The 24,122-nt window shown below is 65.1% G+C and carries 22 protein-coding genes; 10 read left to right on the top strand and 12 right to left on the bottom strand.

Annotated elements, in window-relative coordinates:
• Window positions 1–174: 174 nt before the first annotated feature.
• Window positions 175–795, bottom strand: a complete 621-nt coding sequence (locus I6F24_RS23485) for a TetR/AcrR family transcriptional regulator (RefSeq protein ID WP_036010401.1) — start codon at window positions 793–795, stop codon at window positions 175–177.
• A gap of 121 nt (window positions 796–916) precedes the next feature.
• Between I6F24_RS23485 and I6F24_RS23480 the strand changes: the two genes are divergently transcribed.
• Window positions 917–1,888 carry an alpha/beta hydrolase fold domain-containing protein gene (locus I6F24_RS23480; protein WP_225151836.1) on the top strand — a complete coding sequence of 324 codons (972 nt, stop codon included), beginning with the start codon at window positions 917–919 and terminating at the stop codon, window positions 1,886–1,888.
• Between the two features lie 151 nt (window positions 1,889–2,039).
• Here I6F24_RS23480 and I6F24_RS23475 read toward each other — a convergent pair whose 3' ends face one another.
• Window positions 2,040–2,279 (bottom strand): hypothetical protein, encoded by a 240-nt coding sequence (locus I6F24_RS23475; protein ID WP_025036674.1) that lies wholly within the window; start codon window positions 2,277–2,279, stop codon window positions 2,040–2,042.
• Between the two features lie 408 nt (window positions 2,280–2,687).
• Between I6F24_RS23475 and I6F24_RS23470 the strand changes: the two genes are divergently transcribed.
• Together I6F24_RS23470 and I6F24_RS23465 are read left to right on the top strand one after the other, a co-directional pair.
• Window positions 2,688–3,659, top strand: a complete 972-nt coding sequence (locus I6F24_RS23470; RefSeq protein WP_225151834.1) for an SDR family NAD(P)-dependent oxidoreductase — start codon at window positions 2,688–2,690, stop codon at window positions 3,657–3,659.
• 354 nt (window positions 3,660–4,013) lie between these two features.
• Window positions 4,014–5,126: an alpha/beta hydrolase gene (locus tag I6F24_RS23465; protein WP_036010398.1), complete on the top strand. Its 1,113-nt coding sequence runs from the start codon at window positions 4,014–4,016 to the stop codon at window positions 5,124–5,126.
• 10 nt (window positions 5,127–5,136) lie between these two features.
• Here I6F24_RS23465 and I6F24_RS23460 read toward each other — a convergent pair whose 3' ends face one another.
• Entirely contained in the window at window positions 5,137–5,643 is a 507-nt protein-coding gene (locus I6F24_RS23460) for a MarR family transcriptional regulator (RefSeq protein ID WP_036010395.1), read from the bottom strand.
• A 407-nt stretch (window positions 5,644–6,050) separates the two neighbouring features.
• Between I6F24_RS23460 and I6F24_RS23455 the strand changes: the two genes are divergently transcribed.
• The gene (locus I6F24_RS23455) at window positions 6,051–7,538 is read left to right on the top strand and encodes a porin (RefSeq protein ID WP_036025433.1); all 1,488 of its coding nucleotides are present in this window, start codon (window positions 6,051–6,053) and stop codon (window positions 7,536–7,538) included.
• Between the two features lie 269 nt (window positions 7,539–7,807).
• Here I6F24_RS23455 and I6F24_RS23450 read toward each other — a convergent pair whose 3' ends face one another.
• The 3 genes from I6F24_RS23450 to I6F24_RS23440 all read right to left on the bottom strand — a co-directional run bounded on the left by I6F24_RS23450 (window position 7,808) and on the right by I6F24_RS23440 (window position 9,704).
• A complete protein-coding gene (locus tag I6F24_RS23450) occupies window positions 7,808–8,287 on the bottom strand; it encodes a GcrA family cell cycle regulator (protein WP_225147196.1) in 480 nt (159 codons plus the stop codon).
• Between the two features lie 75 nt (window positions 8,288–8,362).
• Entirely contained in the window at window positions 8,363–8,560 is a 198-nt protein-coding gene (locus I6F24_RS23445) for a hypothetical protein (RefSeq protein ID WP_024341172.1), read from the bottom strand.
• A 202-nt stretch (window positions 8,561–8,762) separates the two neighbouring features.
• Window positions 8,763–9,704: an acetamidase/formamidase family protein gene (locus I6F24_RS23440; protein WP_036010386.1), complete on the bottom strand. Its 942-nt coding sequence runs from the start codon at window positions 9,702–9,704 to the stop codon at window positions 8,763–8,765.
• A 168-nt stretch (window positions 9,705–9,872) separates the two neighbouring features.
• On the opposite strand from I6F24_RS23440, the gene I6F24_RS23435 reads away from it, so the two are divergent.
• From I6F24_RS23435 to I6F24_RS23425, 3 genes are read left to right on the top strand one after another with little or no spacing between them, the layout of a single operon-like run.
• The gene (locus tag I6F24_RS23435) at window positions 9,873–10,640 is read left to right on the top strand and encodes a YdcF family protein (protein ID WP_225151858.1); all 768 of its coding nucleotides are present in this window, start codon (window positions 9,873–9,875) and stop codon (window positions 10,638–10,640) included.
• A 55-nt stretch (window positions 10,641–10,695) separates the two neighbouring features.
• A complete protein-coding gene (locus I6F24_RS23430) occupies window positions 10,696–11,478 on the top strand; it encodes a DUF169 domain-containing protein (RefSeq protein WP_225147195.1) in 783 nt (260 codons plus the stop codon).
• Window positions 11,479–11,487: 9 nt separating this feature from the next.
• Window positions 11,488–12,666 (top strand): saccharopine dehydrogenase NADP-binding domain-containing protein, encoded by a 1,179-nt coding sequence (locus tag I6F24_RS23425; RefSeq protein ID WP_225113076.1) that lies wholly within the window; start codon window positions 11,488–11,490, stop codon window positions 12,664–12,666.
• A gap of 99 nt (window positions 12,667–12,765) precedes the next feature.
• Here I6F24_RS23425 and I6F24_RS23420 read toward each other — a convergent pair whose 3' ends face one another.
• Complete coding sequence (locus tag I6F24_RS23420; protein ID WP_225151832.1) at window positions 12,766–13,962, bottom strand: FAD-dependent monooxygenase; 1,197 nt, start codon at window positions 13,960–13,962, stop codon at window positions 12,766–12,768.
• A gap of 147 nt (window positions 13,963–14,109) precedes the next feature.
• Between I6F24_RS23420 and I6F24_RS23415 the strand changes: the two genes are divergently transcribed.
• A complete protein-coding gene (locus I6F24_RS23415) occupies window positions 14,110–14,586 on the top strand; it encodes a MarR family transcriptional regulator (protein ID WP_050995948.1) in 477 nt (158 codons plus the stop codon).
• Here the strand turns inward: I6F24_RS23415 and I6F24_RS23410 are convergent.
• The 3 genes from I6F24_RS23410 to I6F24_RS23400 all read right to left on the bottom strand — a co-directional run bounded on the left by I6F24_RS23410 (window position 14,555) and on the right by I6F24_RS23400 (window position 18,769).
• The gene (locus I6F24_RS23410; RefSeq protein ID WP_225151830.1) at window positions 14,555–15,811 is read right to left on the bottom strand and encodes an O-antigen ligase family protein; all 1,257 of its coding nucleotides are present in this window, start codon (window positions 15,809–15,811) and stop codon (window positions 14,555–14,557) included. The genes I6F24_RS23415 and I6F24_RS23410 overlap by 32 nt on opposite strands.
• 155 nt (window positions 15,812–15,966) lie before the next feature.
• Window positions 15,967–17,517 (bottom strand): undecaprenyl-phosphate glucose phosphotransferase, encoded by a 1,551-nt coding sequence (locus I6F24_RS23405; RefSeq protein ID WP_225151828.1) that lies wholly within the window; start codon window positions 17,515–17,517, stop codon window positions 15,967–15,969.
• A gap of 118 nt (window positions 17,518–17,635) precedes the next feature.
• Complete coding sequence (locus I6F24_RS23400) at window positions 17,636–18,769, bottom strand: glycosyltransferase family 4 protein (protein WP_225151825.1); 1,134 nt, start codon at window positions 18,767–18,769, stop codon at window positions 17,636–17,638.
• Window positions 18,770–18,970: 201 nt separating this feature from the next.
• Here I6F24_RS23400 and I6F24_RS23395 point away from each other — a divergent pair, with 201 nt between their 5' ends.
• Complete coding sequence (locus tag I6F24_RS23395; protein ID WP_225151823.1) at window positions 18,971–21,304, top strand: exopolysaccharide transport family protein; 2,334 nt, start codon at window positions 18,971–18,973, stop codon at window positions 21,302–21,304.
• A 186-nt stretch (window positions 21,305–21,490) separates the two neighbouring features.
• On the opposite strand, the gene I6F24_RS23390 is transcribed toward I6F24_RS23395, so the two are convergent.
• On the bottom strand, window positions 21,491–22,672 hold the full coding sequence (locus tag I6F24_RS23390) for a GNAT family N-acetyltransferase (protein WP_036025414.1): 1,182 nt from the start codon (window positions 22,670–22,672) through the stop codon (window positions 21,491–21,493).
• Between the two features lie 128 nt (window positions 22,673–22,800).
• Here I6F24_RS23390 and I6F24_RS23385 point away from each other — a divergent pair, with 128 nt between their 5' ends.
• Entirely contained in the window at window positions 22,801–23,847 is a 1,047-nt protein-coding gene (locus tag I6F24_RS23385) for a polysaccharide deacetylase family protein (protein ID WP_036025412.1), read from the top strand.
• Here I6F24_RS23385 and I6F24_RS23380 read toward each other — a convergent pair.
• Window positions 23,831–24,052, bottom strand: coding sequence for a DUF2842 domain-containing protein (locus I6F24_RS23380; protein ID WP_036010340.1), 222 nt, complete (start codon window positions 24,050–24,052; stop codon window positions 23,831–23,833). The genes I6F24_RS23385 and I6F24_RS23380 overlap by 17 nt on opposite strands.
• Window positions 24,053–24,122: the final 70 nt, after the last annotated feature.

The following is a 24,122-nucleotide window of genomic DNA, read 5'->3' as shown; positions in this document are numbered from 1 at the left end:
AACGCGGTGCGCTTTGTGTCATCGGGCCTGGCGAAGTGGGCGCTTCCTCGATCCGTCGTGTTCGGACATTACGGTGACAGTGCTGGACTGCATTCTGGCGCGCCTCTCAGGGCGCAGGACGCTGCCTCATCCAAATGGGCGCGCTGTCGCCGATTTCCGTAATCTCAGGCTCCGCTACCTCAAATACCCCACCACCATCCGCGTCGTCTCGTCCACCAGCACCTTCACCATCTTCTCCGACAGCATCTCTCCGTTCAGCACGGTGTTGTGCGCGATGGCTTCGATCGCGCTCACGCACATGAATGCTGCGAGCGCGGGATCGATCTTGCGCATCTCCTTGCGGTGGCGTTCGAGATAGGTGCGCACGAGGGCGTGGATTTCGTGGCTGTAGGCTTCGACTTCCGCGAGGTGACCGGAGCGGGGGATCTGCTCGGCGAGGACGCGATGCAGGTTCGGGTCGATGTGATGGGCCTCGATCGCGACGGTGACGAGGCGGTGCACGGCCATCTCGATCGGCAGGTCGGCGACCTCCGCGAAGGCGGCGCGGACGACATTCATGATCGCATCATTGTGGCGATCGATCACGGCGGCGACGAGGGCCTCCTTGCTGGGAAAATATTGGTAGAGCGAGCCGACGCTGACGCCGGCGATCTCGGCGATGCGGTTGGTACTGGCCTTCTCGAAGCCTTCCTTGACCAGAATGCGAGCAGTTGCCTCGACCAGCGCGTCGACGGTGGCACGGGATCGCTCCTGCGAGGCATTTTTCCGGGGTGTTGTGGACGGTTTGCGGGCCACGGACTTGTGATCTGAATGCGAGTAGGAAAAGCGAGTGAATGCTCGCATTATATCGACCAATGGCGGCGGGTCGGCAACCCTCTTCGTCGCCGGGTCGAAACAGCCGGATGGGGATGTGGCGATGAGCGTTGCGAGACTTGTATCGGCCTTCCAATTCTGTCCGGGCGGCTGCGTATTCGGCGCGCGGGCGCCGCGCGATCCAGCACCAAGCCTGCAAAGCCGGGCCCTCAACCTGCTGCTGCGGCAGCTTCCCTACAAGCAGCAGCTTGCATCCGCCGAGGCGGTGCTGGCGCGTGTGCAGAAGCTGGCGCTGGCGCCGGCCTCTCACGAGCCGGTCGGGGTCGGCAACGTCGAGGTGACGCTGACCAAGATGGGCGGCTGGCCGGTCTACTACACCGAGCCGGCGTCAGGCCACGAGGGCTGCAACTACGTCATGTTCCTGCATGGCGGCGGCTACATCAACGAGATCGCGCCGGCGCATTGGCGCTTCATCGGTGAGATGACGCGCAAGGCGCGAATCTGCCGCGTCGTGCCGATCTACCCGCTGGCGCCGCGGGCGACCGCCAAGGACGTCGTGCCGGCGACGGCCGAGCTGCTGCGCATGCTGCTGGAAGACGCTGGCGATGCAAAAGTGACGGTCGTCGGCAATTCGGCCGGCGCTGGGCTTGCGCTCGCCGCCTGCCAATGGCTGCGCGATCGCGGTCATCGGCAGCCGAGCCGGTTGCTGCTGATCTCGCCCGCGGCCGATGCCTCGGTCGGCCGTCCGGAGCAGGTTGCGATCGCGGCGCGCGATCCGATCCAGGATATTCCGGGCATCGTCGAGGCCGCGCGGCTCTATGCCGGCGAGCTCGAAGTCGGCCATCCCTTCGTCAGCCCGCTCAACGGCAGTTTCCGCGGGCTCGCGCCGATGACGATTTTTTCGGGCACGCGCGATCTTCTGTATCCAGACAGCGTCGACCTTGCCGCAAGAGCGAGGGCGGTGGGCGTGCCGATCGAGCTGCATCTATTGCGCGAGCAACCGCACAACTTCGCGCTGATGCCGACGCCGGAAGGACGGCGGGCACGCGCGATCATCTTGCGTGAAGTGGCTTAGAGGGAGGGCGTGATCATTGTCACAGAGCGCCTGCCGTGATCGGTCTGGCGCTGGCAGTGTCCGCACGCAGGGATAAGCGGCCCCCGGGCGTTTCCTCTTGGATCGATCGTTCTGGTATCCGTGGTCTCGGTACCAGTGGTTTTGCGGGGCCTTAGGCGTGGCCCTTGATCTCGTAATGACCCGGCACGCATTTGTAGCGCTCGAGGCGCCAGTTCGCGTGATAGATCGGATGCTCACCCATCCACTTCGCGAGAGGCGCTTGTGCGCCGATCGCGCACTGCATTAGCGAAATCTCGGGTGTCATGTTGCTGTCTGTCACGATTTCCTCGACACAACTGCCTGAGCTGGCTGCGCCAAGCCGGCAAAGCACGGCAACGACGGTCACGAACATTCCTATCACCTCGTTGGTTGTTTCTGACCACGAAGAGGATGCAAGCGGAGTGCCAGAGCCTGTGACACGCAAACAACACGCTGGCCTGGCCGACTCAATCCAGCGTCCACCCCCATTTGGCGATTCGGATTGTAGAAAAATTGCCATTAACCCGAAGCCGGACAAATACGGGGAATCCGCTGGAAAATACTCAGGAATGATCGATTATCCGGGCCGTGTCGCCTATGAGCCACTTCACAAGGCCCGCGCGCAACATCGCGCGTAGTCCGCCCGCCGAAATTACCGAAGGCGAAGAGGGCAGCGCACGGCTTTTACCCGCGGATGTCGCGCTGCTACAGTTTTGCGCGCGCCGCGGTCAGCGGCGCCGTGACCAAGAAACACACCGACAAGGGGAGGGACCGAAGTCCCATGAAGGATTTTGCTGGAAAGATCGCAGTCATCACCGGCGGCGGCACGGGCATGGGGCGCGAGCTCGCGCGGCAGCTCGTGGCCGAGGGCTGCAACGTCGCCATGTGCGACGTCTGGGAGGCCGCGATGGCCGAGACCAAGCGGCTGTGCGAGGCCGAGAAGCTGCCGCAGGGGCTGCGCGTCACGACGCACGTCGCCGACGTCGCGATCGAGGACCATCTGAAGCGTTTTCGCGACGAGCTCGCCGAGCAGCAGCAGACCGACAGGATCCATCTGTTGTTCAACAATGCCGGCATTGGCGGCGGCGGCAGCCTGTTCACCAACACCCGCGAGCAATGGGAGCGCACCTTCAACATCTGCTGGGGCGGCGTCTATCTCGGCGTGCGCACCTTCCTGCCGATGCTGGTGGCCGCGGACGAAGCCCACATCGTCAACACCGCCAGCGTCAACGGCTTCTGGGCCTCGATCGGCATGAACCAGGCGCACACCGCCTACAGTGCGGCCAAATTCGCAGTGAAGGGATTCACCGAAGCGCTGATCAACGATTTGCGCCTGCATGCGCCGCACGTCAAATGCTCGGTGGTGATGCCCGGCCATATCGGCACCTCGATCGTCTCCAACTCGCGCAAGGTGCAGAGCGCCGACGGCTCGGAGCGGCTCAATGCCGATGAGGTCGCGCTGACCCGCAAGCGCATGGTCGCGGCCGGCGTGCCGGATGCCGACGGGATGTCGGACGAGGACATCCAGGCGGCGTTCGCCGAGCGCGCCCGCAGCTTCCTGGAGGATGCGCCGACGACGGCGGCAGAAGCCGCCAAGATCATCCTCGACGGGGTCAAGGCGGAGCGGTGGCGCATTCTGGTCGGCGAGGACGCCAAGCTTCTCGACGAGCGCGTGCGCGCCGCGCCGGAGCAGGCCTATGACCGTGCCTTCTTCGAAAGTATTACGCAGGAGGTCGGCTGGCGGCTTGGTTGAGGCCGCTGCCGGGGCGCCCACCCATCGCACCCGAGGAGGCACGTCAGCGCCGTCTCGAAGGAGAGGCGTGCGCGCACGCCGCCGCTAGGGGTCATATTCTTTAGCGCGCCCAGCAAGGCGCGCCGATATGGCTATGATGGTCGTCATGGCAAGAGATACTTGGACAATTCTAAGTGCCAGCTCCCGCCAATGTTCGTCGCGCACCATGATCTGTTGCAATGTCACGCATCCGTCATGACGTTGTTCAAGCGATGTTGATCTCACATGCCTGTAATGACGCGCGCGCCGGCTTGGTCGGCGACTTGAAATGGTTTAGTCAATCGGGGTAACGCGACGATTAGAGCGTAGCTCCCAATGATGCCCGCATGCCTCTCCGACGACTGGACCTTTTGCCCGGAGCGAGAGGACATTTCAGCTGAGTTCACGCGGCTGCTCGCGGCGGCCCAGGAGGGCGGCGCCACGATCGCGGAATGCCTGATGATCGCGCGGCAGCTGAAGCGCGGCGACGACCGCTCCTGGCACCGCGAGTGGAAGAAGCTGGCGCAGACCAATCGGCAGCGCGCGGAGACCGCGTTCGCGGAGGGCCACCGCGCCAGTGCGCAGCGCAATTGGCTGCGCGCCATGAACTATTATGGTGCCGCAGCGATGCCGCTCGATCCCGCCGACGAGCGCCGCTGGGTCGCCGTGCTGGCCATGCAGGAATGCGCGCGCCGCTATCTCGCCGCGCGCAGCCCGGCCGGCGAGGTGGTGACGATACCCTGGCTCGACGGGCACTCGCTGCAGGGATACTTCCTGCCCGCGCCATCGGGGAAGGAGCCGGCGCCGACCGTGATCTGCATCGGCGAGCCCGGCCACCGCAAGGAAGAATTTCTGTTCAAGCTCGTGCCGCACGCGCGCGAGCGTGGCTTCTCGATGCTGGCGCTCGACCTGTTCGGCGACCAGCGCGACGATTTTCTCGAGGCGCTATTGCGGCGCCAGGATCTCGAGAGCGCGATCCCCGGCGTCATGGATTATCTGGAGATGCGGCAGGACGTCGATTTCGCGCGGGTCGGGATCATCGCCGATGGCTGGGGCTCGTCCTTCGTGGCGCGCGCGGTGCTGCAGGAGCCGCGGCTTGCCGCCGCCGTCTGCGACGGCGGCCTGTGGGATCTGCACGAGCGGGCCTTTTTCGCCAGCCGATTCGCGATGAGCGACGTCAGCATCGTCCCTGTGCCGCATGCGCCGCTGATGGCCTCCAGCGCCGACTGCCCGGTGCTGATCACGCTCGGGGAGGACGGCTGGCTCAAGGCCGACCGGGCGCGTCAGCTCGTCCGGAATTCCCGGCTCGGCAGCTCGGATGTCACGCTGAAAGTGTTCACCGCGGCGGAGACCGGCGCCGCGCAGGCCCATGCCGACAATCCGAGCCTTGCCAACGAATATATATTCGACTGGCTGGAATCGCGGCTCCGTGGCGCGGGGCGGATCTAGCGGCGAGCCGTCAGAGGTCCAGGCTGAGGCGGACGCAGGCCTTTTCCAGCCGGGTCTTCAGCGTCGCGAGCTTGGTGGTGAATTCGGCGAGCTCGGCCTCGTCGAACTCCTGGAAGACGAATTCCTTGATGGTCTTGTACTGCTCGTTGAGGCTCGCCAGGTGCTTCTGCGTTTTCTCGGTCAGGGATAGCCGGACCACGCGCGCGTCGGTCGGCGAGGGGCGGCGGCGCAAAAGGCCCTTCTTCTCCAGCAGCTTGGACTGGGTGGTGACGAAGGACGGATCGACGTGGAGGAGCTTGGACACGACGTTGACCGGAATGCCGTCGTCCTTGTCGAGGTCCGAGATGGCCATCAGGATCAGCCATTGCGGTCCGCTGATGCCGAGCGTCCTCGCCCAGAACTGACGCAGCTCCTCGAGATACATGTTGATCGACGATATCTCCCAGGTGAATCGCCTGATGATATCCAGGTTGCCGATGGTGCGCAGGCGCGCGCCTTCCTTCCTCGTCGCGGACACAGCGTCACTCCCGCAAGCTGATTCTCTTTCCGGCTCATTTTCGGCGGGCATAGTCCACGCAACTCTGCTCTGACGCAAGTGCAGAGCAGGGTAATGGTGTCACGAAAACTACAAATATGACCCGATCAGGCTTTTTGGCTCAACACCGGTGTTGCGTTGCGGCCACAGGGTTAGTGAAACCACAAAGCTGATCTAATAAACTATTTTGATTAACGGAACGGCGCGGGCATATTGATCCCGACGGTGGGGGGTTCTCGATCGTCCCGTTGCAGGTGGTTCGCTCACGTCCCTCGCGAATGCAGGTACGTCCGAAAACGCGAAGCGGCCGAGCGGATTTGATGAAGAGACGGGGATCTGGGGGGCCTCACGGTCCGGTCTCCGTGAAATGAGCAACTTGGAGGTTTTAAATGAAAGTGGTGAAGAGCCTTTTGCTCGGCACTGCGGCGGGACTGATCGCCGTTGGTGGAGCTCAGGCGGCTGATCTTCCGGTCAAGGCCAAGGCAGTCGAATACGTGAAGATCTGCTCGCTCTACGGCGCGGGTTTCTACTACATGCCGGGCACCGATACCTGCATCAAGTTTGGTGGTTACATCCGCGCTGACATGCTTCTCGGCGGCGGCGGCGACTATGGCTTCAGGAACAGCTCGAGCAGTGTGAACGGCGGGTCCAACAACCGTCTGACCAACTACTACTACAGCCGCGCTCGTCTGGACTTCAACATCGATACCCGCACGGCGACCGAATACGGCGTTGTTCGCACCTACGCCGACCTGGTCGTCAGCTACGACTCCACGAACGTCACCGGCAGCAACCCGTCGGCGTTCTCGACCAGTTCGGCCTCGCTCGGTCTCTACCATGCGTTCATCCAGTTCGCGGGCTTCACCTTCGGCCGCACGGTCTCGATCTTCGACGCTCCCTGGCAGAGCTATCCGGCCGGCGGCCCCGATACCCTTCCGGGCGGCTCCAACCACGTCAACGGCGTGAACCAGGTTGCCTACACGGCTGACTTCGGCCAGGGCATCACTGCTTCGTTCGCGCTGCAGGACGAGACCTCGGCGAACAATGGTCAATCGAACCTCTGGAACGTGTCGTCGGGTACGGCGGCGCAGTTCGTGACCGGCGTCTATGGCGCCAGCGCCTGGGGCGGCACGCGCATGCCCGAGGTGATCGGTCAGGTTCGTGTCGACCAGGCCTGGGGTCTGGCGCAGATCTCGGTCGCGGCCCATGAGCTGCATTCAGCCTATTACGGCGCGACTGAAGTCACCGGTCATCCCTCCGACAAGTGGGGCTGGGCCGTGCAGGGCGCCTTGTCGATCAAGAACATCCCGACCGGCGCGGGTGACGTCATCAACCTGCAGGCCGTCTACACCGACGGTGCGACCCGCTACAACTTCCAGAGCCTGTTCCCGCAGAGCTTCTTCATGTTCAGCGGCAGCGGCAACGGCGCGTATCAGAGCACCGGGTTCGCCGGTCTCGCCGACGGCGTGTTCGGAACCGGTACCGGCATCGATACCGTCAAGACCTGGGGCTTCCGTGGCGGCTATACCCACAACTGGAGCCCGAACTGGGCCAGCGCCATCTACGGTGGCTACGCCCAGCTGAAGTACGGCAACACGGGCAAGGCCCTGATCTGCACCAACTTCGCCGCAATCGGGTTGGCCGGTTCGACCTGTAATCCGGACTTCAACTTCGCGGTGGTCGGTGTGAACACCGTGTGGACCCCGGTCAAGGGCCTGGCGTTCACTGCCGACTTGAGCTGGTCGCGTCTGGACCAGAAGTACTCCGGCTTCATCGCGAGCCCGGGCATTGCCAGCGCTGCGAAGCCGGCGGCCGTGTACGAGCTGAAGGACCAAGACTCGGTGAGCATGCTGCTGCGCGCTCAGCGCAACTTCTGATCATCGATCGCGCAAATCGATCGGAGACCCCCGGCGGGAAACTGCCGGGGTTTTTCATGGCAAGAGTTTCGGAAAATCGAATGCCGTTGCGGAACACGAAGGCGAGCCATGCGATTCCGTCGCGTCAAACTTATTTACTTACTTGAGCTACTAAGCTATATCACTGCCAGCCAGATACGAAAGTTGCGGCTCTTAGCTTCATGCTAAGCCTCCAGAAACCTCCGGCGATGCCCCGCCGGAGGTTTTTTGTTGTCCAGATGCCCGCAACGTCAGCCGCGTATCACGCGGGTGCGCGCCGCCGGCCGATAGGCGAGGCGGCTGTGGCCGGCGCAATAGGGCTGGCCGTCCGGCGCCGTGTTGCCGCAGAAGCAGAAATCGGCTGCGCCCGGCGTCGAGATCGGCCAGCGGCAGCGATTCTCCGACAGCTCCAGCAACGAGCAGCGGTTGGCCTCGTCGATTGGGCCGGCAAACACCGGCGCATCGGTCTCGCCATAGATCGAGGCGAGCATCTCGTATTGCAGCCGCGGCACGGCCTTGCGCATCCGCGCCGGCGCCAGGCCTTTGTCCTGGACCTTTCGGTCGTCGACCGTCCGGCCGCGCGTCAGATTGAGCCGCGACAATTTGCCGATCACCGCGTTGCGGCTGACGCCGATGTCGGCGGCGATCTCGCGACAGGAGAGGCCGGCCTCGAAGTGCTGCTTCAGGAGTTCGATTCGTTCGTCGGTCCAGGTCGGTGAGAGAACAGGCATTTGTCGGCGATCCCAGGTTGCAGATGTCGGCCATCCGCGGTCTCGAGATCCGCCCGCCTCACGTACCGGGTGCGCTCACGTCCTGCCATTGTCGCGGATCGACAGAAGACCGTCCTTGATGGCGAGACGGATGCCTTCCTCGATCAATGTCCGTGCGACGCCGGGAACGCTGGTGCCGTGGGTGCCCTGTCTCACCAGCTTCTCCAGATACGCGATGGTCGAGAGCGCCAAGGTTACGGGAATGCGGTCAGTCTCGGCTTTTTCGGTGGCCATGGCCCGAACGCTAGCCTCTTACTCGGGTACATAAAAGTAACGATTAAGACTCTATTTAGGTTCGGGGGTGGAAGTCAAATCAGCGCTGGGGCCGAAGCTCACGTGATTGGAATCGCTTGGGAATCAGGCACACCACGACGCGCCGCGGGGAAGACCGGGCGGCGGCGTGAGGTCGGCAGGTCAGGGAAAGGGGCGGCCCGGCTCAGCCGTGCACGATCGCCTTTTCGATCATGCAATGGATGCCTTTGGCGCCATTGACGGTCTGGGTCACCCGGAGATCGGCGGCGAGGCTGCATAGCGTGTAGGCATCTTCGCGCGACAGATTTCGCGTTTCGCCGAGCAGCGCGATCATGTCGCGCAGCGCGCGCACCACGCATTGGTCGAGATCGGGGTCCATCGCCATGGTCATGTAATGCGTCGGCGTCTCGGCGCGGGGGTAGTCGAGCTTCAGGTCCTTGCGCAGCGTCAGGCGGAAGCGGCCCTGCAGCGCGGTCTCGATCGCGGTGACGCAGACCTCGCCGTCGCCCTGCACGCCATGGCCGTCGCCGCAGGAAAACATCGCCCCCGGCACGAACACCGGCAGATACAGCGTCGCACCTGCGCCGAGCTCCTTGTTGTCGAGATTGCCGCCCATCGCGCGCGGGATCAGCGAGGAGATGCGGCCCCAGGCTGGCGGCGGCGATACGCCCATCACGCCGAAGAACGGCTTCAGCGGCAGGTCGAGGCCCCACGGCATGCGGCCGACCATCCTGGTACGGTCGAGCGGAATGTTCAGGATCCGCGTCTCGTGGAAATCGTCGGGCAGGGTGCCGGACAGCGGCTTGATCATGTTCCAGCCCCAATCCTGCCGGAGCTGCACGTCGAGGATCTCGACCGCGAGCACGTCGCCGGGCTCGGCCCCTTCGATCGCGATCGGACCGGTGAGGATGTGGCCCGGCAGCATGCGTTCGCTCCTGGCATGAACCTCGTGCATCTCGGGCGGAATGTGAAACCTGTCGCGATCAGGCAGCATGTCGGGACCGCCGCTGATGGTGTCGACCGTCACCTCGTCGCCGCTGGCCACGGTGAGGACGGGCTCGAGTGCGGCTTCGAAGAAGCCCCAATGGCAGGTTTCGGGGCTGGAATGCAGGTGATGATGGGTCATTTGCCGCGTCCGGTTGGTTTGATCGGTCCGGGCTTGACCCGGCGATCGATCCTCTTTCAAGAAGGATTTCCGAACAAGGCCGTGCCGGCCAAGCCCGCGCATGGCAGGCACGATCATTCCAGCGAGGCTCCTCTGTTTTTCGCTCTCTCCAAGACCATCGGCGTCGCGCTGCTGCCGATCAATCTTCTGGTCGAGCTCGGAATTGTGTCTGTCGTGCTGATGGCGACGCGCTTTGCCGCGTTTGGCCGCCGGCTTGCCGTGACCACGCTGGTGCTGCTGGCGCTCGCGGCGTTCTCGCCGCTCGGCAATCTCCTGATCTACCCGCTGGAGTCGCGCTTCCCGGCGTGGGACGCCTCGCGCGGCGCGCCCGACGGCATCATCGTGCTCGGCGGCTCGGTCGACACCGATCTGTCGGCGGCGCATCGCACGCCGGTCGTCGCGCACGCGGCCGATCGTCTGTTTGCGCCGGCCGAGCTTGCGCGCCGCTACCCCAATGCGCGCATCGTCTTCACCGGAGGCTCCGCGAACCTGGTGTCGAGCGAGGCCAGGGAGGCCGACTATTCCGCGCCGATCCTGGAGAATCTCGGCATCGCGAAGGACCGCCTGATCCTCGAGCGCGACTCCCGCAACACCTGGGAGAATGCGATCTTCACCAAGCAATTGGTATCGCCAAAGCCCGGCGAGCGCTGGCTCCTGGTGACGTCGGCCTTCCATATGCCGCGCTCGATGGGAATCTTCCGCAAGGCCGGATTTGACGTCGAGGCCTATCCGGTGGACTGGCGGATGGGGGGACGTGAGGATCTATTCTCCTTCACCAACATGGGCGCGGACGGCTTGAGACGAACCGAAGTTGCGGTGCGCGAGTGGATCGGTCTTACCGCTTACCGTCTGATGGGCAGGATCTCCGAGTTGCTTCCGGGACCGGGCAGGGACTAGAACAAAGCCGCAAAACAAGAATACGCGGCGCACCATCGCCGGCGCGGAGGAAGCCATGCAACAGCAGAGTACGGACAGGATCGACCTTGCCGGCCTCGTCGCCGATCTCAACAGCCTGCTGCGGCTGAAGACGAACGTGATCGGCATGAAGCTGTTCGCGAGCGTCGCAGAAATGGAGGCGATCCCGAAGATCCGCCGCCCGAACGCAATTCACACCACCGATCAGATTGTCAGCATGGCCGCGCGCCTGGGCTGGACCGTCGGCATCACCGCCGACGATCTCGTAGGCGCCCAATGCCGCGCGGTGATCGGTCTTGCGCCGCAGGACGAGAAATGGCTCGCCGGCGAAAACTATGTCGGGGTCTGGCACGGCACGGCGGAGGACGCGCGCAAGCGCCAGGCGGCGCTGGACGTGGTTCCGTTCGGGCACTATCAGGCGCTCGCCGTCAGCCCGCTCGCGAGCGGCCGGCTCGATCCTCCCGATATCTGCCTCGTCTATGCGACGCCGGGGCAGATGATCATCCTGATCAACGGGCTGCAATATACCGGCTACAAGAAGTTCGAATGGGGCGTGGTCGGCGAGACCGCCTGCGCCGATTCATGGGGGCGGGCGCTCAAGACTGGGGAGCCCAGCCTGTCCTTGCCATGCTATGCCGAACGGCGCTATGGCGGCGTGCCGGACGAGGAGATGCTGATGGCATTGAAGCCCTCGCATCTCGCCAAGGCAATCGAGGGCATGAAGGCGCTGGCGAAGAACGGCCTGCGCTATCCGATCCCGCCCTATGGCATTCAAAGCGACGTCCGTGCCGGCATGGGCGTGAGCTACGCGAAGAAGTAAAGGCCGATCATGAGCTCTGCGAAATTCGACATCGTCGTCTACGGCGCGACCGGCTTCACCGGTCAACTCGTCGCCGAATATCTGGCGGCGCACTACAAGGACGACAAGGCGCTCAAATGGGCGATGGCGGGACGCAGCCTCGACAAGCTGAAATCGGTGCGCGATGCGATCGGCGCGCCCGCCGATACGCCGCTGATCGTGGCGGATGCGTCGGATGCGGCGTCGCTGAAGGCGATGGTGGCGCAGACCAAATCGGTGATCACGACCGTCGGCCCGTACCAGTTCTACGGCGAGGACCTGCTAGCGGCCTGCGTCGCTGCGGGTGTGGATTATTTCGATCTCTGCGGCGAGCCGGTCTGGATGCGGCAGATGATCGACAAGTACGAGGCTGCGGCCAAGGCGAGCGGCGCGCGTATCGTGTTCTCCTGCGGCTATGATTCCGTGCCGTTCGAGCTCGGCACCTTCTTCGTGCAGGAGGAGGCAAAGCGCGTGTTCGGCGCGCCGGCCCCGCGCGTGAAGGGCCGCGTGCGCGACATGCGCGGCACGCTGTCAGGCGGCACCGCGGCGAGCGCGAAGGCGACCTTCGATGCCGTCGCCAAAGACCTCAGCCTCGTCGCCATCCTCAACGACCACTTCGCGCTGACGCCTGATTTCACCGGCCCGAAGCAGCCCAAGGGCAACAGGGCGGTCTTCGAGGAGGACCTGCAATCCTGGGCCGCGCCGTTCATGATGGCGCTGATCAACACCCGCAACGTCCATCGCTCCAACATGCTGATGGGCTTTCCCTACGGGAAGGACTTCGTCTACGACGAGATGGTGCTGACTGGCCCCGGCGAGAAGGGCGAGGCCAACGCCAAGCGCGTGATGGCGGCCAATGCCGAGAAGACCGGCCCGAACGCGCCGAAGCCGGGCGAGGGGCCGTCGAAGGAGGAGCGGGAGAACGGCCTGTTCAACCTGCTCTATGTCGCGATCGCCCCCGACGGCCGCATGGTCCGCGCCGGCGTCACCGGCGACCGCGATCCCGGCTACGGCTCGACCTCGAAGATGATCTCCGAATGCGCCATCTGCCTGCTGCGCGATGCGAGCGACGTTCCCGCCGGCTTCTGGACGCCGGGCGCAGCGATGCAGCACAAGCTGATCAAGCGGCTGCAGGACAATGCCGGGCTGACGTTCAAAGTGGAGAGCTAGGTTGGCTCTCGTAGGGTGGGCAAAGGCGCAACGCGCCGTGCCCACCATCTCTCGGTGGTGGGCACGCTGCGCTTTGCCCACCCTACGGCACCGTCTCTGTCACACCGCCCTGGCATCATACGCGTACATGAAGTCCATGCCCTTGGCACCCAGCGGCAGCAGCCATTTCAGCATCTGATTGCGCATCCAGGCGCCGGTGGCGCTGAACTCGCGCTTGCTGTTGCCGTTGCGGCGGGCGATCGCGACGATCTTCTCGGTGCGCGGGCGGCGCTCGGCCTCGAAGGCCTGGAAGGTGGCGCCGAGCTCCTGGCCCTCCTGCATCAGCCGCGCGAAGCGCAACGCGTCCTCCAGCGCCAGCGAGGCGCCCTGGCCGGCATGGGGGCTGGTCGCGTGCGCGGCATCGCCGATCAAGAGCGAGCGCTTGCGCGACCAGGTAGGCAGTGTCGCGACGTCGAGCGTGTCGGTGACCACGATGTTCTCGGCCGCTTCGATGATGGCGGGGATCGGATCATGCCAGCCGTGATGGAAGCTGCGCAGATGCTGCTTCAGCGTCGCATGGTCGAGCGCGCGGAACGTCGCCGCGTCCATGCCGTGCGCCGGCTGCGTGCTCCACCACATCACGCCGTCTTTCGGATCGGAGCTGCAATAGCCGTAGCCGAAGAAGCCGCTCTGTCCGAAGGTCGTTTCGACGTGCTGGCCGCTGGATCTGCCGTCGAGCACGGCATGCGGCACGAAGCCGCCGAAGCCGATCAGGCCGGTGTCGAACGGCTGCGGGCCGTCAGGCACCACCTGGCGGCGCACGACCGAGTGCACGCCGTCGGCGCCGATCAGGAAGTCGCCTTCGGCGGTGGTGCCGTCGGCGAAGTAGGCGATGATCGGCTGGTCGCCGCGATCCTCGATCTTGATCAGGCGCTTTTCGAAATAGAGCGAGACAGAGGCGCACCAGGCCTTGTCGATCAGGATCTCGTTCAGCGTGGCGCGCGCGATGTTGACGGCCGGCTGGCCGAAGCGCCGCGCCAGGTCGCGGTTGATCGAGCCGAGCTTCTCGCCGTCCTGCGAATAGAAGTCGAAGGCTTCCGCGACCGATCCGTGGCCGATCAGCTGCTTCGCCAGCCCGATCTCCTCCAGGACATGCATGCCGTTCGGTGCGATCTGCAGGCCGCCGCCGATTCCTTTCGAATAGGGCCAGGCCTCGTAGATCGCGGATTCGATGCCGGCGCGGCGCAGCAGGATCGCGGCGACGGGGCCGGCGATGCCGGCGCCGATGATCAGCGCCTTGCGGGGACGGTGGGCCATGGCTTGCTCCCGACGTTTCCGTGGTGCTAGGAGAAATTACGGTCACTAATTATCTTAGTGACTAAGATATATATTGCCTAAGAGATGAGGTGGGCCTTGTCAAGGACGAAGGCGCGCGCTGCGCTGCTGCAGGAACTCGAGGACGCCATGCGCAGGTCCTCCGCGCAGGGCGTGCTCTACGGACAGACCGTTGCCAACGTTGCCGGAATTGCCAATTCCGATCTCGAATGCATGGACATCCTGTATCTCGAAGGCCGCGTCACGGCAGGGCGGCTCGCCGAGGTCACCGGCCTGACCACCGGTGCCATCACCGGTGTTGTCGACCGGCTCGAAAAGGCGGGCCTGGTGCGGCGCGAAAGAGACGAGAAGGATCGTCGCAAGGTCTTCATCACGGTCGTGCCGGAGGCGATCGCCGGCCTCGGCCAGTATTACGTGCCGATGCAGCAGGCGATGGAGAACGTCTGCAACGGCTATTCCGACGAGGAATTGCGGCTGCTGCTTCGCTTCTCCAATGAAGCATACAAGGGCACGCTCGCGGCGACCGAGGCACTGAAAGGTCTGCTCGACACGCCGCCGGAAAAGCGGCCGGATCTCAAGCTGAAGAAGCGCCCTCGCCGGACCTGAGCTTGTAGGCTTGCGCGGCTGCGATCATCCCCCACACTGCGCCCAGCATCATCCAGAAGTGCCGCCAGTGGTCGGTGTCGATCACGAAGCTTTCGCCGACGGTGCCGAGGAAGGCGGAAAAGATCGCGAGGTAGGCGCGCCGCCACGGCACACGGATGAAGACGTGGCGGAAACCCATGATGACGGTGGTGAACACCAGCGCGGGATAGCACACGCCGGAGAGCCAGCCGCCGGACATGAAGGCGTTGAGGTAGGAGTTGTGGGTGTCCTCGGGGAAGTAGCGGTTGAATTGCAGTGGACCGATGCCGAACGGCAGATCGAGCGCCATCTCCGCACCCAGGATGTGCCGGCCGAACCGGCCGAAGCGGCCTTCGTCATAGCTCTGGCCGAAGCTCGCGCGCTGCTTGAACATCTCCGCCGTGGAATCGAACGACAGCAGCACGGCGATCAGCGCGAGGCCGAGCACCGCGGCGACGATCGCCATGATGACGATGCGCGAGCGTTGCGCGTTGGTGCGGCTGGTCAGCACCATCAGCGCCAGCATGAAGGCGGAGGTCAGCACCAGGCCGCCCCAGGCCGCACGCGAGAAGGCGAGCAGGATCGCCAGAGACATGATGCCGAAGGCGATGACGTTGCGGAATGCCTTGGCCAGTTTATCGGAGACCACGCTCTGAAGCGCGAACAGCGCCGGCAGGATCAGGTAGGCGCCGAGCACGTTCGGGTCCTTGAAGGTGCCGCGCGCGCGGCCGTAGAGCGTCAAGAGCTCGTTGCCGCCGGGAACCAGGTGGAAGTAGCCGGCCATCGCCAGCAGCGAGGCAATCATCGCGCCGACCACGAGGCCGCGGCGCAGCATGTCGAGCCGGGCCTCGGTGTCCTCGGAGATGACCATGGCGAAGAACAATACGGTCACCGCCATGTACCAGGAGGTCGCGATCCAGCTCACCACCTCCGTCCGCTCGTACAGCGGAATCGCGCTGATGGTGTAGCCGACATTGAGCAGGATCAGCATCAACAGCAGCGGCATCAGCACGAGACGCAGGCGCAGGCCGGTGGCGAAAAAGGTGACGGTCGCGAGCAGCGTCGCGATCTCGTAAGGGCTCGGCTCGATGAAGACGATGGCGCCAGAGGCGCCGACCAGCCACACCAGCGCGCGCTGCAACGCCAGCACGCCGGGCGCGGCCGTTGCGGCTGCGTTCACTCCACCGGCTGTCGCCGCATACGCCATCACACGCTCATACGCTTACGCAACTCATGCGCCACAACACAGCCGTCATCGCCCGGCTTGACCGGGCGATCCAGTACTCCGCGGCGCCTATCGTGGAAACCACTGGCGCTACGGAGTACTGGATGCCCCGCCTACGCGGGGCATGACAGAGAAACTCAATACGCGTTCTCGTTCTTGGTCAGCAGCGAGACCGGCGTCTTCAGGAGAATGACGAAGTCGAACAGCACCGACCAGTTCTCGATGTAATAGAGGTCGAACTCGACGCGCTTCTGGATCTTCTCTTCGTTGTCGATCTCGCCGCGCCAGCCGTTGATCTGGGCCCAACCGGTGATGCCCGGCTTGACGCGGTGGCGGGCGAAATAGCCGTCCACGGCTTCGTCGAACAGCCGGCTCTGCAGCTTGCCCTGCACCGCATGCGGGCGCGGGCCGACCAGCGACAGATTGCCTGAAAACACCACGTTGAAGAGCTGCGGCAGCTCGTCCAGGCTGGTCTTGCGGATGAAGCGGCCGACGCGGGTGACGCGCGGATCGTTCTTGGTCACCACCTTCGAGGCGGTCGGGTCGGCCTGATGGTGGTACATCGAGCGGAACTTGTAGACGTCGATGCGCTCGTTGTTGAAGCCGAACCGCTTCTGTCGGAACAGCACCGGGCCGGGGCTGTCGAGCTTCACCGCGAGCGCAACCAACGCCATCACCGGCAGGGCTGCGAGCAGCGCAAGGCTGCCGACAATACGGTCGAACAGCCATTTCATCACCAGGTCCCAATCGGTGATCGGCGCCTCGAACACGTCGAGCGTCGGCACCTCGCCGAGATAGGAATAGGAGCGGGGCCGGAAGCGCAGCTTGTTGGTGTGCGCGGAGAGGCGGATATCGACCGGCAGCACCCAGAGCTTCTTCAGCATCTCCAGGATGCGGGTCTCCGCCGAGATCGGCAGCGCGAACAGCACGAGGTCGACGCGGGTGCGGCGGGCGAACTCGACGATGTCGTCGACCTTGCCGAGCTTGCGCGCGCCGGCGCAGGTGTCGAGCGCGCGGCTGTCGTTGCGATCGTCGAACACGCCGAGCACGTGGATGTCGGAATCCTCCTGCGCCTTCAGCGCCTCGACCAGCTGCTCGCCGTTGCTGTCGGAGCCGACAATGATGGTGCGGCGGTCGAGCCGGCCCTGGCGCGCCCAGGCGCGGACCAGCGCGCGCAGCACCAGGCGCTCGGCAATCAACGCGGCGAGTCCGAGGAAGTAGAAGGCGGCGAGCCACAGCCGCGAGATTTCGCTGCCGAACTTGGCGAAGAAGGAGATGCCGATGAAGAGCAGGAAGACGAACGACCAGGACGAGATCATCCGCGTCATCTGCCGGAGCTGACCACGGAACAGCTGCACCTGGTAGATGTCGGCAGCCTGGAAGCAGACCACGGCGGCGATGGCGACGGCGATGACCTCGGCTGGATAGATCCAGCTGAACGCCCCCGCGAGCGGCATGACGTAGCCGAGATAGATTGCGATGCCGACGAGGCTCAGCAGCGCGAAATCGGCAAGGCGCACGAAGCCGGCGATCACGATCGGCGAATAGGCGCGGGCGACCTTCTGCTTGACGACGTCGAGCGCGGCAGGCGAGAGCCGGCGACGGCGCTCCACGAAGGGCTGGTCAGCAGGCTTTGCCGCAGCGCTGGCCGCGGCATCGAGCATCGAGCGTGCGTTGAGCGGTTCCACGGGCGTTCACGTCCATTCCAGAACCCGCGGCACGGCATTGCGCGCCCGGGCAAGCATACCCTGGCGCTTCGATTATCGAACAAATCGGAAGATTCTCTAAAGCTGGACTTAAGGATGGTTAATGATTGGCAAATGCGTCGCGATAGCCGGCGAGCACGCCCTCGACCATCGCGGCTTGTGAGAAGTGCGCCGAGATGCGCTCGCGCAAGGAGAGTGCGCGTTGCGCGGTGGTTTGCGGATCGTCCAGCGCTGCGGCGATCGCCTCCGCCATGGCCTCGGGATCGCTGGGCGCGAACAGCGCGGGGCTGTCGACGCCCAGGATCTCGGGAATGCCGCCGATCTTGGATGCGATCATCGGAATGCCCGCGGCGCCGGCCTCGATCACGACGTAAGGCATGGAATCGCCGCGCGAGGGGACGACCAGCAGCCGCCCCTTGGAGAAGCCGTAGCGCGCCTTGACGTGACCGATGAAGCGGATGGCGTTCGCCAGGCCAAGCCGCTCGACCTGCGCCTTCAGCGCGGCCGTCTCCTCGCCGTCGCCGCCGAGCGTGAGCGTGACCTTCTTGCCGCCCTCGTGCAGGCGCGCCACGGCGTCGACCAGCAGGTCGGCGCCCTTGATGTGCCTGAACTCGCCGACGTAGCAGAGGTCGGTCGCATCTTCGGCGGTTATGACCGGCTCGAATTCCTCCGGCGTCACGCCGTTGAAGACGCAATGCACCACGCCCTTGGGCATGCCGACGATGCGCTGATAGGTGTCGCGGGCAAAGACGCTCTCGAACAGGAACAGGTCCGTCGAGCCCATCAGCGCGCGTTCGAGCCGCGCGTAGAACTCGCCCTTGAAGGTGTTGAGCGGATAATGCAGCGAGCCGCCATGCGGGGTGTAGATCCGGATCGTGGCGTCCGAGCGCCGCCGCATGCGGATGAAGGCACCGGCCTTGGCGCCGTGGCCGTGCAGCACGTCGGGCTTGAGCGTGGCGATGAGCCGCCGCATGCGGAGCCATACCAGGACGTCATCGGGCGACGGCTCGCGGCGGATCGCCATGCGGTGGACGCCGAGCTTCAGGCGCGGCGCAAGCTCGGTCAGCGCCTTGTCGGCGCGCTCGCCGCCGGTGAGGCTGTCGGCGAGGATGCCGACATGATGGCCGCGGTCGACCTGGCCGTTGGCGACGTCGAGGATGTGGCGGAAGATGCCGCCGACCGGAGCGCGCACGGCGTGAAGGATGCGAAGCGGCCGGTCGGGAGAGGGGGGCATGATCAAAACCAGCTCGACGGCGACTTGCCGAACAATTCTCGTGAAAAATTGAGATGGATTAAGGGGCCTCGTGGTTAACAAACGGTGACGGGTCGACGTGCACAAGGCGCGGGTCGTCACGATTAACCCAGCGGCAACCTTAATGGAGTGTAATCGCCCCGGTTGAGGTAGAGTCGCAGCATTGCCCTGCGGGAGTGTTCGATGCGTTTAGCGTTCTGGCGTGCCGGCAAGGACAAGGCTGTGATCGCGCGGGCCGTCGCGAAGTCCAAAGGCGAAGCTGCGCCGAAGAGCGAAACGAAGGCTGAAAAGGGCGAAGCGGAAGCCGAAAAGATCGAAGCCAAGGTTGAGGCCAAGATCGAAGCGAAGCCCGCGCCTGTCATCGCCAAGCCTGGGCAGGTCGAATCCGGCGACATCGACCTGCACGCGCTCGGTGCGGCCCTGGCGCGCAAGCGCGGCTGGGTCATCGTGCCGACGGTGCTGGCGCTCGTTGCCTCGCTCGCCATCGTCAATCTCGTCACGCCGCGCTACAAATCTGAAACCCGGATTCTGATCGACGGCCGCGAGAACGTGTTCCTGCGTCCGAACAGCGACCGCACCGAGGAGCGGCAGGCGCTCGATGCCGAGGCCGTCACCAGCCAGGTGCAACTGGTGCTGTCGCGCGATCTGGCGCGCGAGATCATCAAGAAGAACAAGCTCGCCGAGCGCCCCGAATTCGACCCGGTGCTGCAGGGCATCTCGCCGCTGAAGTCGCTTGCCGCGCTCGTCGGTATCGTCCGCGATCCGTTCGCGATGACGCCGGAAGAGCGCGTGCTCGATTCCTATTACGAGCGACTTTCGGCCTACGCCGTCGACAAGTCGCGCGTGATCGTGGTCGAATTCCAGTCCGCCGATCCCGAGCTCGCCGCGCGCGTCGCCAACTCGATCGCCGACGGCTATCTCGTGCTGCAGCAGGCGGCGCGGCAGGAGCAGGCCAAGAACGCCAGCCAATGGCTGGCCGGCGAGATCGAGAGTTTGCGCAAGAAGGTCTCGGACGCCGAGGCGCGGGTCGAGGACTTCCGTTCCAAGTCCAGCCTGTTCATCGGAACCAACAACACCACGCTGTCGAACCAGCAGATGGGCGAGGTCAATACCCAGCTCAACAATGCGCGCTCGATGAAGGCGGATGCGGAATCCAAGGCACGGCTGATCAAGGAGATGCTCCAGAGCGGCAAGCCGATCGAGGCGTCCGAGGTCGTGAACTCCGAATTGATGCGCCGGCTGTCGGAGCAGAGGGTGACGCTGCGGGCGCAGCTCGCCGAGCAATCGTCGACGCTGCTCGGCAATCATCCCCGGATCAAGGAGCTGAAGGCTCAGCTCGGCGACCTCGACAATCAGATTCGAGACGAAGCCGCCAAGATATCGCGCTCGCTCGAGAACGACGCCCGGATCGCCAGCGGTCGGGTCGATGGCCTCACCGTGAGCCTCGAGCAGCTCAAGAAGCAGGCGGCCTCCACCAACGGCCAGGACGTCCAGCTCCGTGCGCTGGAGCGCGAGGCCAAGGCGCAGCGCGATCTGCTCGAGACCTATCTCGCCAAGTACCGCGAGGCCAACACCCGCGAGACCATCGACACCGCGCCGACTGACGGCCGCATCATCTCGCGCGCCATCGTCTCGAACACGCCGGCCTATCCGAAGAAGCTGCCGATCGTGCTGATCGCAACGATCGCAACGCTGCTGCTCTCGTCCGGCGTCGTCGTCACCGGCGAGCTGCTGCGCCAGACCGCGCCGGGCGCGGCAATGGGCTCCGCGCAGACGCCGGTGCGCCGGGAGCCGCTGGTCGTTCAGCGGGCCATCGAGCCCGTGGTCGACAGGGGCGGCGAACCAATGCTCGATCCGGTGTTGGCGGAGCCCGCGCCGCTGCAGCCGGAGATGGCGGCCGATTTGGATACGAGTGAATTCGCCGAGATCGAGCGTCTGGCCGACGATCTGCGTGCCGCGGGCGCTGCGGCCAAGAAGGTTACGGTGCTCGGCACGGCGCCGGGCGACGCCATCACGCTGTCGACGCTGACGCTGGCGCGGAACCTGGCGCGCGATGCACGCGTCGTCGTGGTCGATCTCGCCGCCTCCTCGCCGACCATTGCCGCAGTCTCCGCCGATGCGCAGGCTCCCGGCCTTGCCGAGCTGATGCAGGGCGAGGCCTCGTTCGCGCAAGTCATCACCCGGGACAAGCTGTCGCGGCTGCATCTGGTGATGGCCGGCCGTCCCGGCTTCGACCGCAGCCTGCTGCAGTCGCCGCGCGTCGCACTCGCGATCGACGCGCTGCTGCGGGCTTACGATCACGTGCTGATCGACGCCGGCAGCGCCTCGGACCTGCCGGCCGACCTGTTGACGGCCCATGCCCGCGCCGTCGTGGTGCCCGATGCGTCGATGGCGGCGGATGCGCGCGCGCAGATGTGCGAGCAGCTTAGAGCCGTCGGCTTCAGCGCGGTGGCGATGCTGAGCAAGCCGGTGCAGCCGTCCGATGCCGCCGAGACGCCGCGCGTGGTGGCGGCGTAGGCTTTCTTACCCTCTCCCCTTGTGGGAGAGGGTGGCTCGCCGCGTTAGCGGCGAGACGGGTGAGGGGTATCTCTCCGCGAGTTCACCTTTCCATTCGAGCTCGCGGAGGCATACCCCTCATCGGGCGCTTCGCGCCACCTTCTCCCACAAGGGGAGAAGGGAAGACAGCCGTGCAAGTGGAAAGAGCTACCCGAACGCCTGCCGTAGCCGGCGGGCCATGTCGAACAGCATCTGGTTCTGCTTCACCAGCCGCTTGCCGTGGCTGAGCGAGGACATCGCCATGGCCGCGAGCTTGCCGCGCGAGGTCAGGGGGACGAAGCTGTCGAAGATCGCCTCGTCGTCCTTGCAGAACATCCGCTTGTAATCGTCCGAGCCGATGCCGAGGTCGAGCGAGCGGTAGCCGCGTTCGCCGTAGCGGTCGATGATGTAGCGCATCAGGATCAGGCCGGGGCTGTAGCGGGCGTGCTCGGACATCGTGTAGGTGTTGAACATCATCGAGAAGCGCTCGCCGTCGGCGACGCCGGCGAAGATCGCGATCACCTCCTCGTCGCATTCCAGCGCATGGATGTCGATGACATGACCTTCGCCGCGCGGCGCGAGGCAGGCGCTGCGGACGAACTGCTCGACGCCGGGTTCGGCGAAGACGTTCGGCAGCTTCTGCTCCGCCATCCGAGCCGGCTTGACACGGAAGAACCAGTCGAGCAGGCGGATGATGTCTGCCTCGGACGTCGCCAGGTGATAGCGGTAGCCGGCGAGGGACTGAAGCTTCTTCTCCTTGCTCTTGAGGCGTCGGCGCAGGGAATTGCTGATCCGCGATGCCGGCGGGCCGCCCGGCTCCATCACCAATCGCGGACAGCCGTTGATCGGGCGCTGCCGCGGCAGGGCTGCAAATGGGTTCTGCTGGTCGTGCCAGCGCTCGGGCTGCTGTGTCAGTGCGAGCACGTCGGCGTGCTCGCCGAGCGGCGCAAGCAGTGCATCGAGATCGGCGCTGGCGGCCTCTGCTGCGAACTCGGCGTTCCACAGGCCCATGTTGAAGGTGGTGTGCTTGCCGCCCATGAAGCCGGCGGTGCGCACGCCGTGGCCCTGCCGCAGCGAGAGCGGCAGCAGCAGGAGCGGGCGCCGATCGGCGTCGCGGGCGATCACAATGAACGGCCGGGCACCTTCACGGGCGCCGACCAGCCGCTGCCAGGGGTCGAGCAGGTCGAAGCGCTGGTAGGGCGTGAAAAGATGGCCGCTCGCCTCGAAGCCGCGCCAGACCGCCTCGGCCTCGGCGAGATCCGTGACGATCTCCACTCGCGCGATACGGCTCGCTCTCGACCGCGCTGGCGCTTCTGCCGTCCGGCTTTGCATCGCCGCAGCCATGGTCATTCGCGAAACCTGTCGAGAAATCGAGAATACGTATTTCGGCCCGTGGCCGACCTTTGCAAACAAAGGTCAACAAAGGGTAATGACTGGGGCGAGGGAACTGACCGCCGGCGCGCGCGAAGGGTGGGATTTTGGCTTCCGACGACAGATGGTTGGAACGGCTGCGCCTCGAGCTGGCCTGGTTCACCGGCCAGGCCATGCTGCGCAGTCGCGGTGCCGGCGCCATCCTGCGTTTCCGCTACGTGCGGCCTCGGCGGCGCGGATTTCAGCCGCTGCGCGAGCACGAGATTACGCCGCAATTCCTCGATCGCGCCATCCGCGCGCTGAAGCGGTGGAACTACGATTTTCTCGGCATGGACGAGGTCTGCCGGCGCGCGGTGATGCTGCCGGAGAAGCGTCGCTTCGTGGCGCTGACCTTCGATGGCGCCGGCAAGGATCTCATCACCTTCGCCTATCCGGTGCTGGCGCGTCACGCCGTGCCTTTTACGATCTATGTGCCGACCGCTTTTCCCGACGGCGTCGGCGAGGCCTGGTGGCTCGCCCTGGAGCAGGTGATCGCGCGCGAGAGCCGCATCGACCTGATGATGGGCGACAAGGAGCAGCGCTTCACGGTCGCCGACAAGGCCGGGAAGCAGGCGCTGTTCTCGCATCTGGAGAGCTGGCTGCGCTCGCTGCCGCCGGCGGATCTGTCGGCCGCGATCGCCGATCTCTGTACGCGCTACCGGATCGACCTCGCCGCGCTCTCGCGCGAGGCGTCGATGGATTGGGAGGACCTCGCCAGGCTCGCCGGCGATCCGCTCGTGACGATCGGCAGCGCAACGGTGAACTATCCGATGCTGGCCAACATGAAGGACGCGGCCGCACTGCGCGAGATGACGATGGGCAAGGCCGTGGCGGAATCGGCTTTCAACCGCGAGATCAGGCATTTCGCCTATCCGTTCGGCGACCGCGCTTCGTTCCGGCGCAGCCACGTCGTGATGGCGGAGCAGGCGGGCTTCGCCAGCGCGGCCTCGACGATCCCGGGCATCGTGGAGGCGGAGGGACGGACGAACTTGCGCGCGCTGCCGCGGATCTCCTGGGACGGGCGGGTGCGCTCGCTGCGGATGCTGCGCGTGCTGGTGTCGGGCGCCGCTTTTGCGCCGGTGCGGCCGACCGGGAGCTCTACGAGCCAGACCTGAGGCGATCGGGCCGCTGCATCCAGCTCACGATCGGCATCGCCGGCAGCACCCAGCCCATGCCGACCACGACGTAGTAGATCGCCTGCCGCCAGCCGGATTCGGCGATCCACGGCATCTGCGCCGCCGCCATGCCGAGCAGGGCCCAAACGGTGGCCAGCACCAGGAGCAGGATGGCGCCGAGGAACTTGCGGGTGCGGATCGTCATGGCGGGAACTTTAAGGCTTTCGCGTTACTTGCGCTGCGGGAGCGGGGGACTATAAGGGGCACTCAACCGG

It is taken from the genome of Bradyrhizobium sp. BRP23 (assembly GCF_020194135.1).
Classification (GTDB): Bacteria; Pseudomonadota; Alphaproteobacteria; order Rhizobiales; family Xanthobacteraceae; genus Bradyrhizobium; species Bradyrhizobium yuanmingense.
This window is presented reverse-complemented; position numbering and strand designations above follow the sequence as displayed.

Excerpts from the sequence above, each read along its gene's own strand:
- I6F24_RS23480 (WP_225151836.1), top strand. The coding sequence starts at position 917 with ATGAGCGTTGCGAGACTTGTATCGGCCTTCCAATTCTGTCCGGGCGGC.
- I6F24_RS23475 (WP_025036674.1), bottom strand. The coding sequence starts at position 2,279 with ATGTTCGTGACCGTCGTTGCCGTGCTTTGCCGGCTTGGCGCAGCCAGC.
- I6F24_RS23470 (WP_225151834.1), top strand. The coding sequence starts at position 2,688 with ATGAAGGATTTTGCTGGAAAGATCGCAGTCATCACCGGCGGCGGCACG.
- I6F24_RS23465 (WP_036010398.1), top strand. The coding sequence starts at position 4,014 with ATGATGCCCGCATGCCTCTCCGACGACTGGACCTTTTGCCCGGAGCGA.
- I6F24_RS23455 (WP_036025433.1), top strand. The coding sequence starts at position 6,051 with ATGAAAGTGGTGAAGAGCCTTTTGCTCGGCACTGCGGCGGGACTGATC.
- I6F24_RS23450 (WP_225147196.1), bottom strand. The coding sequence starts at position 8,287 with ATGCCTGTTCTCTCACCGACCTGGACCGACGAACGAATCGAACTCCTG.
- I6F24_RS23445 (WP_024341172.1), bottom strand. The coding sequence starts at position 8,560 with ATGGCCACCGAAAAAGCCGAGACTGACCGCATTCCCGTAACCTTGGCG.
- I6F24_RS23440 (WP_036010386.1), bottom strand. The coding sequence starts at position 9,704 with ATGACCCATCATCACCTGCATTCCAGCCCCGAAACCTGCCATTGGGGC.
- I6F24_RS23430 (WP_225147195.1), top strand. The coding sequence starts at position 10,696 with ATGCAACAGCAGAGTACGGACAGGATCGACCTTGCCGGCCTCGTCGCC.
- I6F24_RS23425 (WP_225113076.1), top strand. The coding sequence starts at position 11,488 with ATGAGCTCTGCGAAATTCGACATCGTCGTCTACGGCGCGACCGGCTTC.
- I6F24_RS23420 (WP_225151832.1), bottom strand. The coding sequence starts at position 13,962 with ATGGCCCACCGTCCCCGCAAGGCGCTGATCATCGGCGCCGGCATCGCC.
- I6F24_RS23415 (WP_050995948.1), top strand. The coding sequence starts at position 14,110 with ATGCGCAGGTCCTCCGCGCAGGGCGTGCTCTACGGACAGACCGTTGCC.
- I6F24_RS23410 (WP_225151830.1), bottom strand. The coding sequence starts at position 15,811 with ATGGCGTATGCGGCGACAGCCGGTGGAGTGAACGCAGCCGCAACGGCC.
- I6F24_RS23400 (WP_225151825.1), bottom strand. The coding sequence starts at position 18,769 with ATGCCCCCCTCTCCCGACCGGCCGCTTCGCATCCTTCACGCCGTGCGC.
- I6F24_RS23395 (WP_225151823.1), top strand. The coding sequence starts at position 18,971 with ATGCGTTTAGCGTTCTGGCGTGCCGGCAAGGACAAGGCTGTGATCGCG.
- I6F24_RS23390 (WP_036025414.1), bottom strand. The coding sequence starts at position 22,672 with ATGACCATGGCTGCGGCGATGCAAAGCCGGACGGCAGAAGCGCCAGCG.
- I6F24_RS23380 (WP_036010340.1), bottom strand. The coding sequence starts at position 24,052 with ATGACGATCCGCACCCGCAAGTTCCTCGGCGCCATCCTGCTCCTGGTG.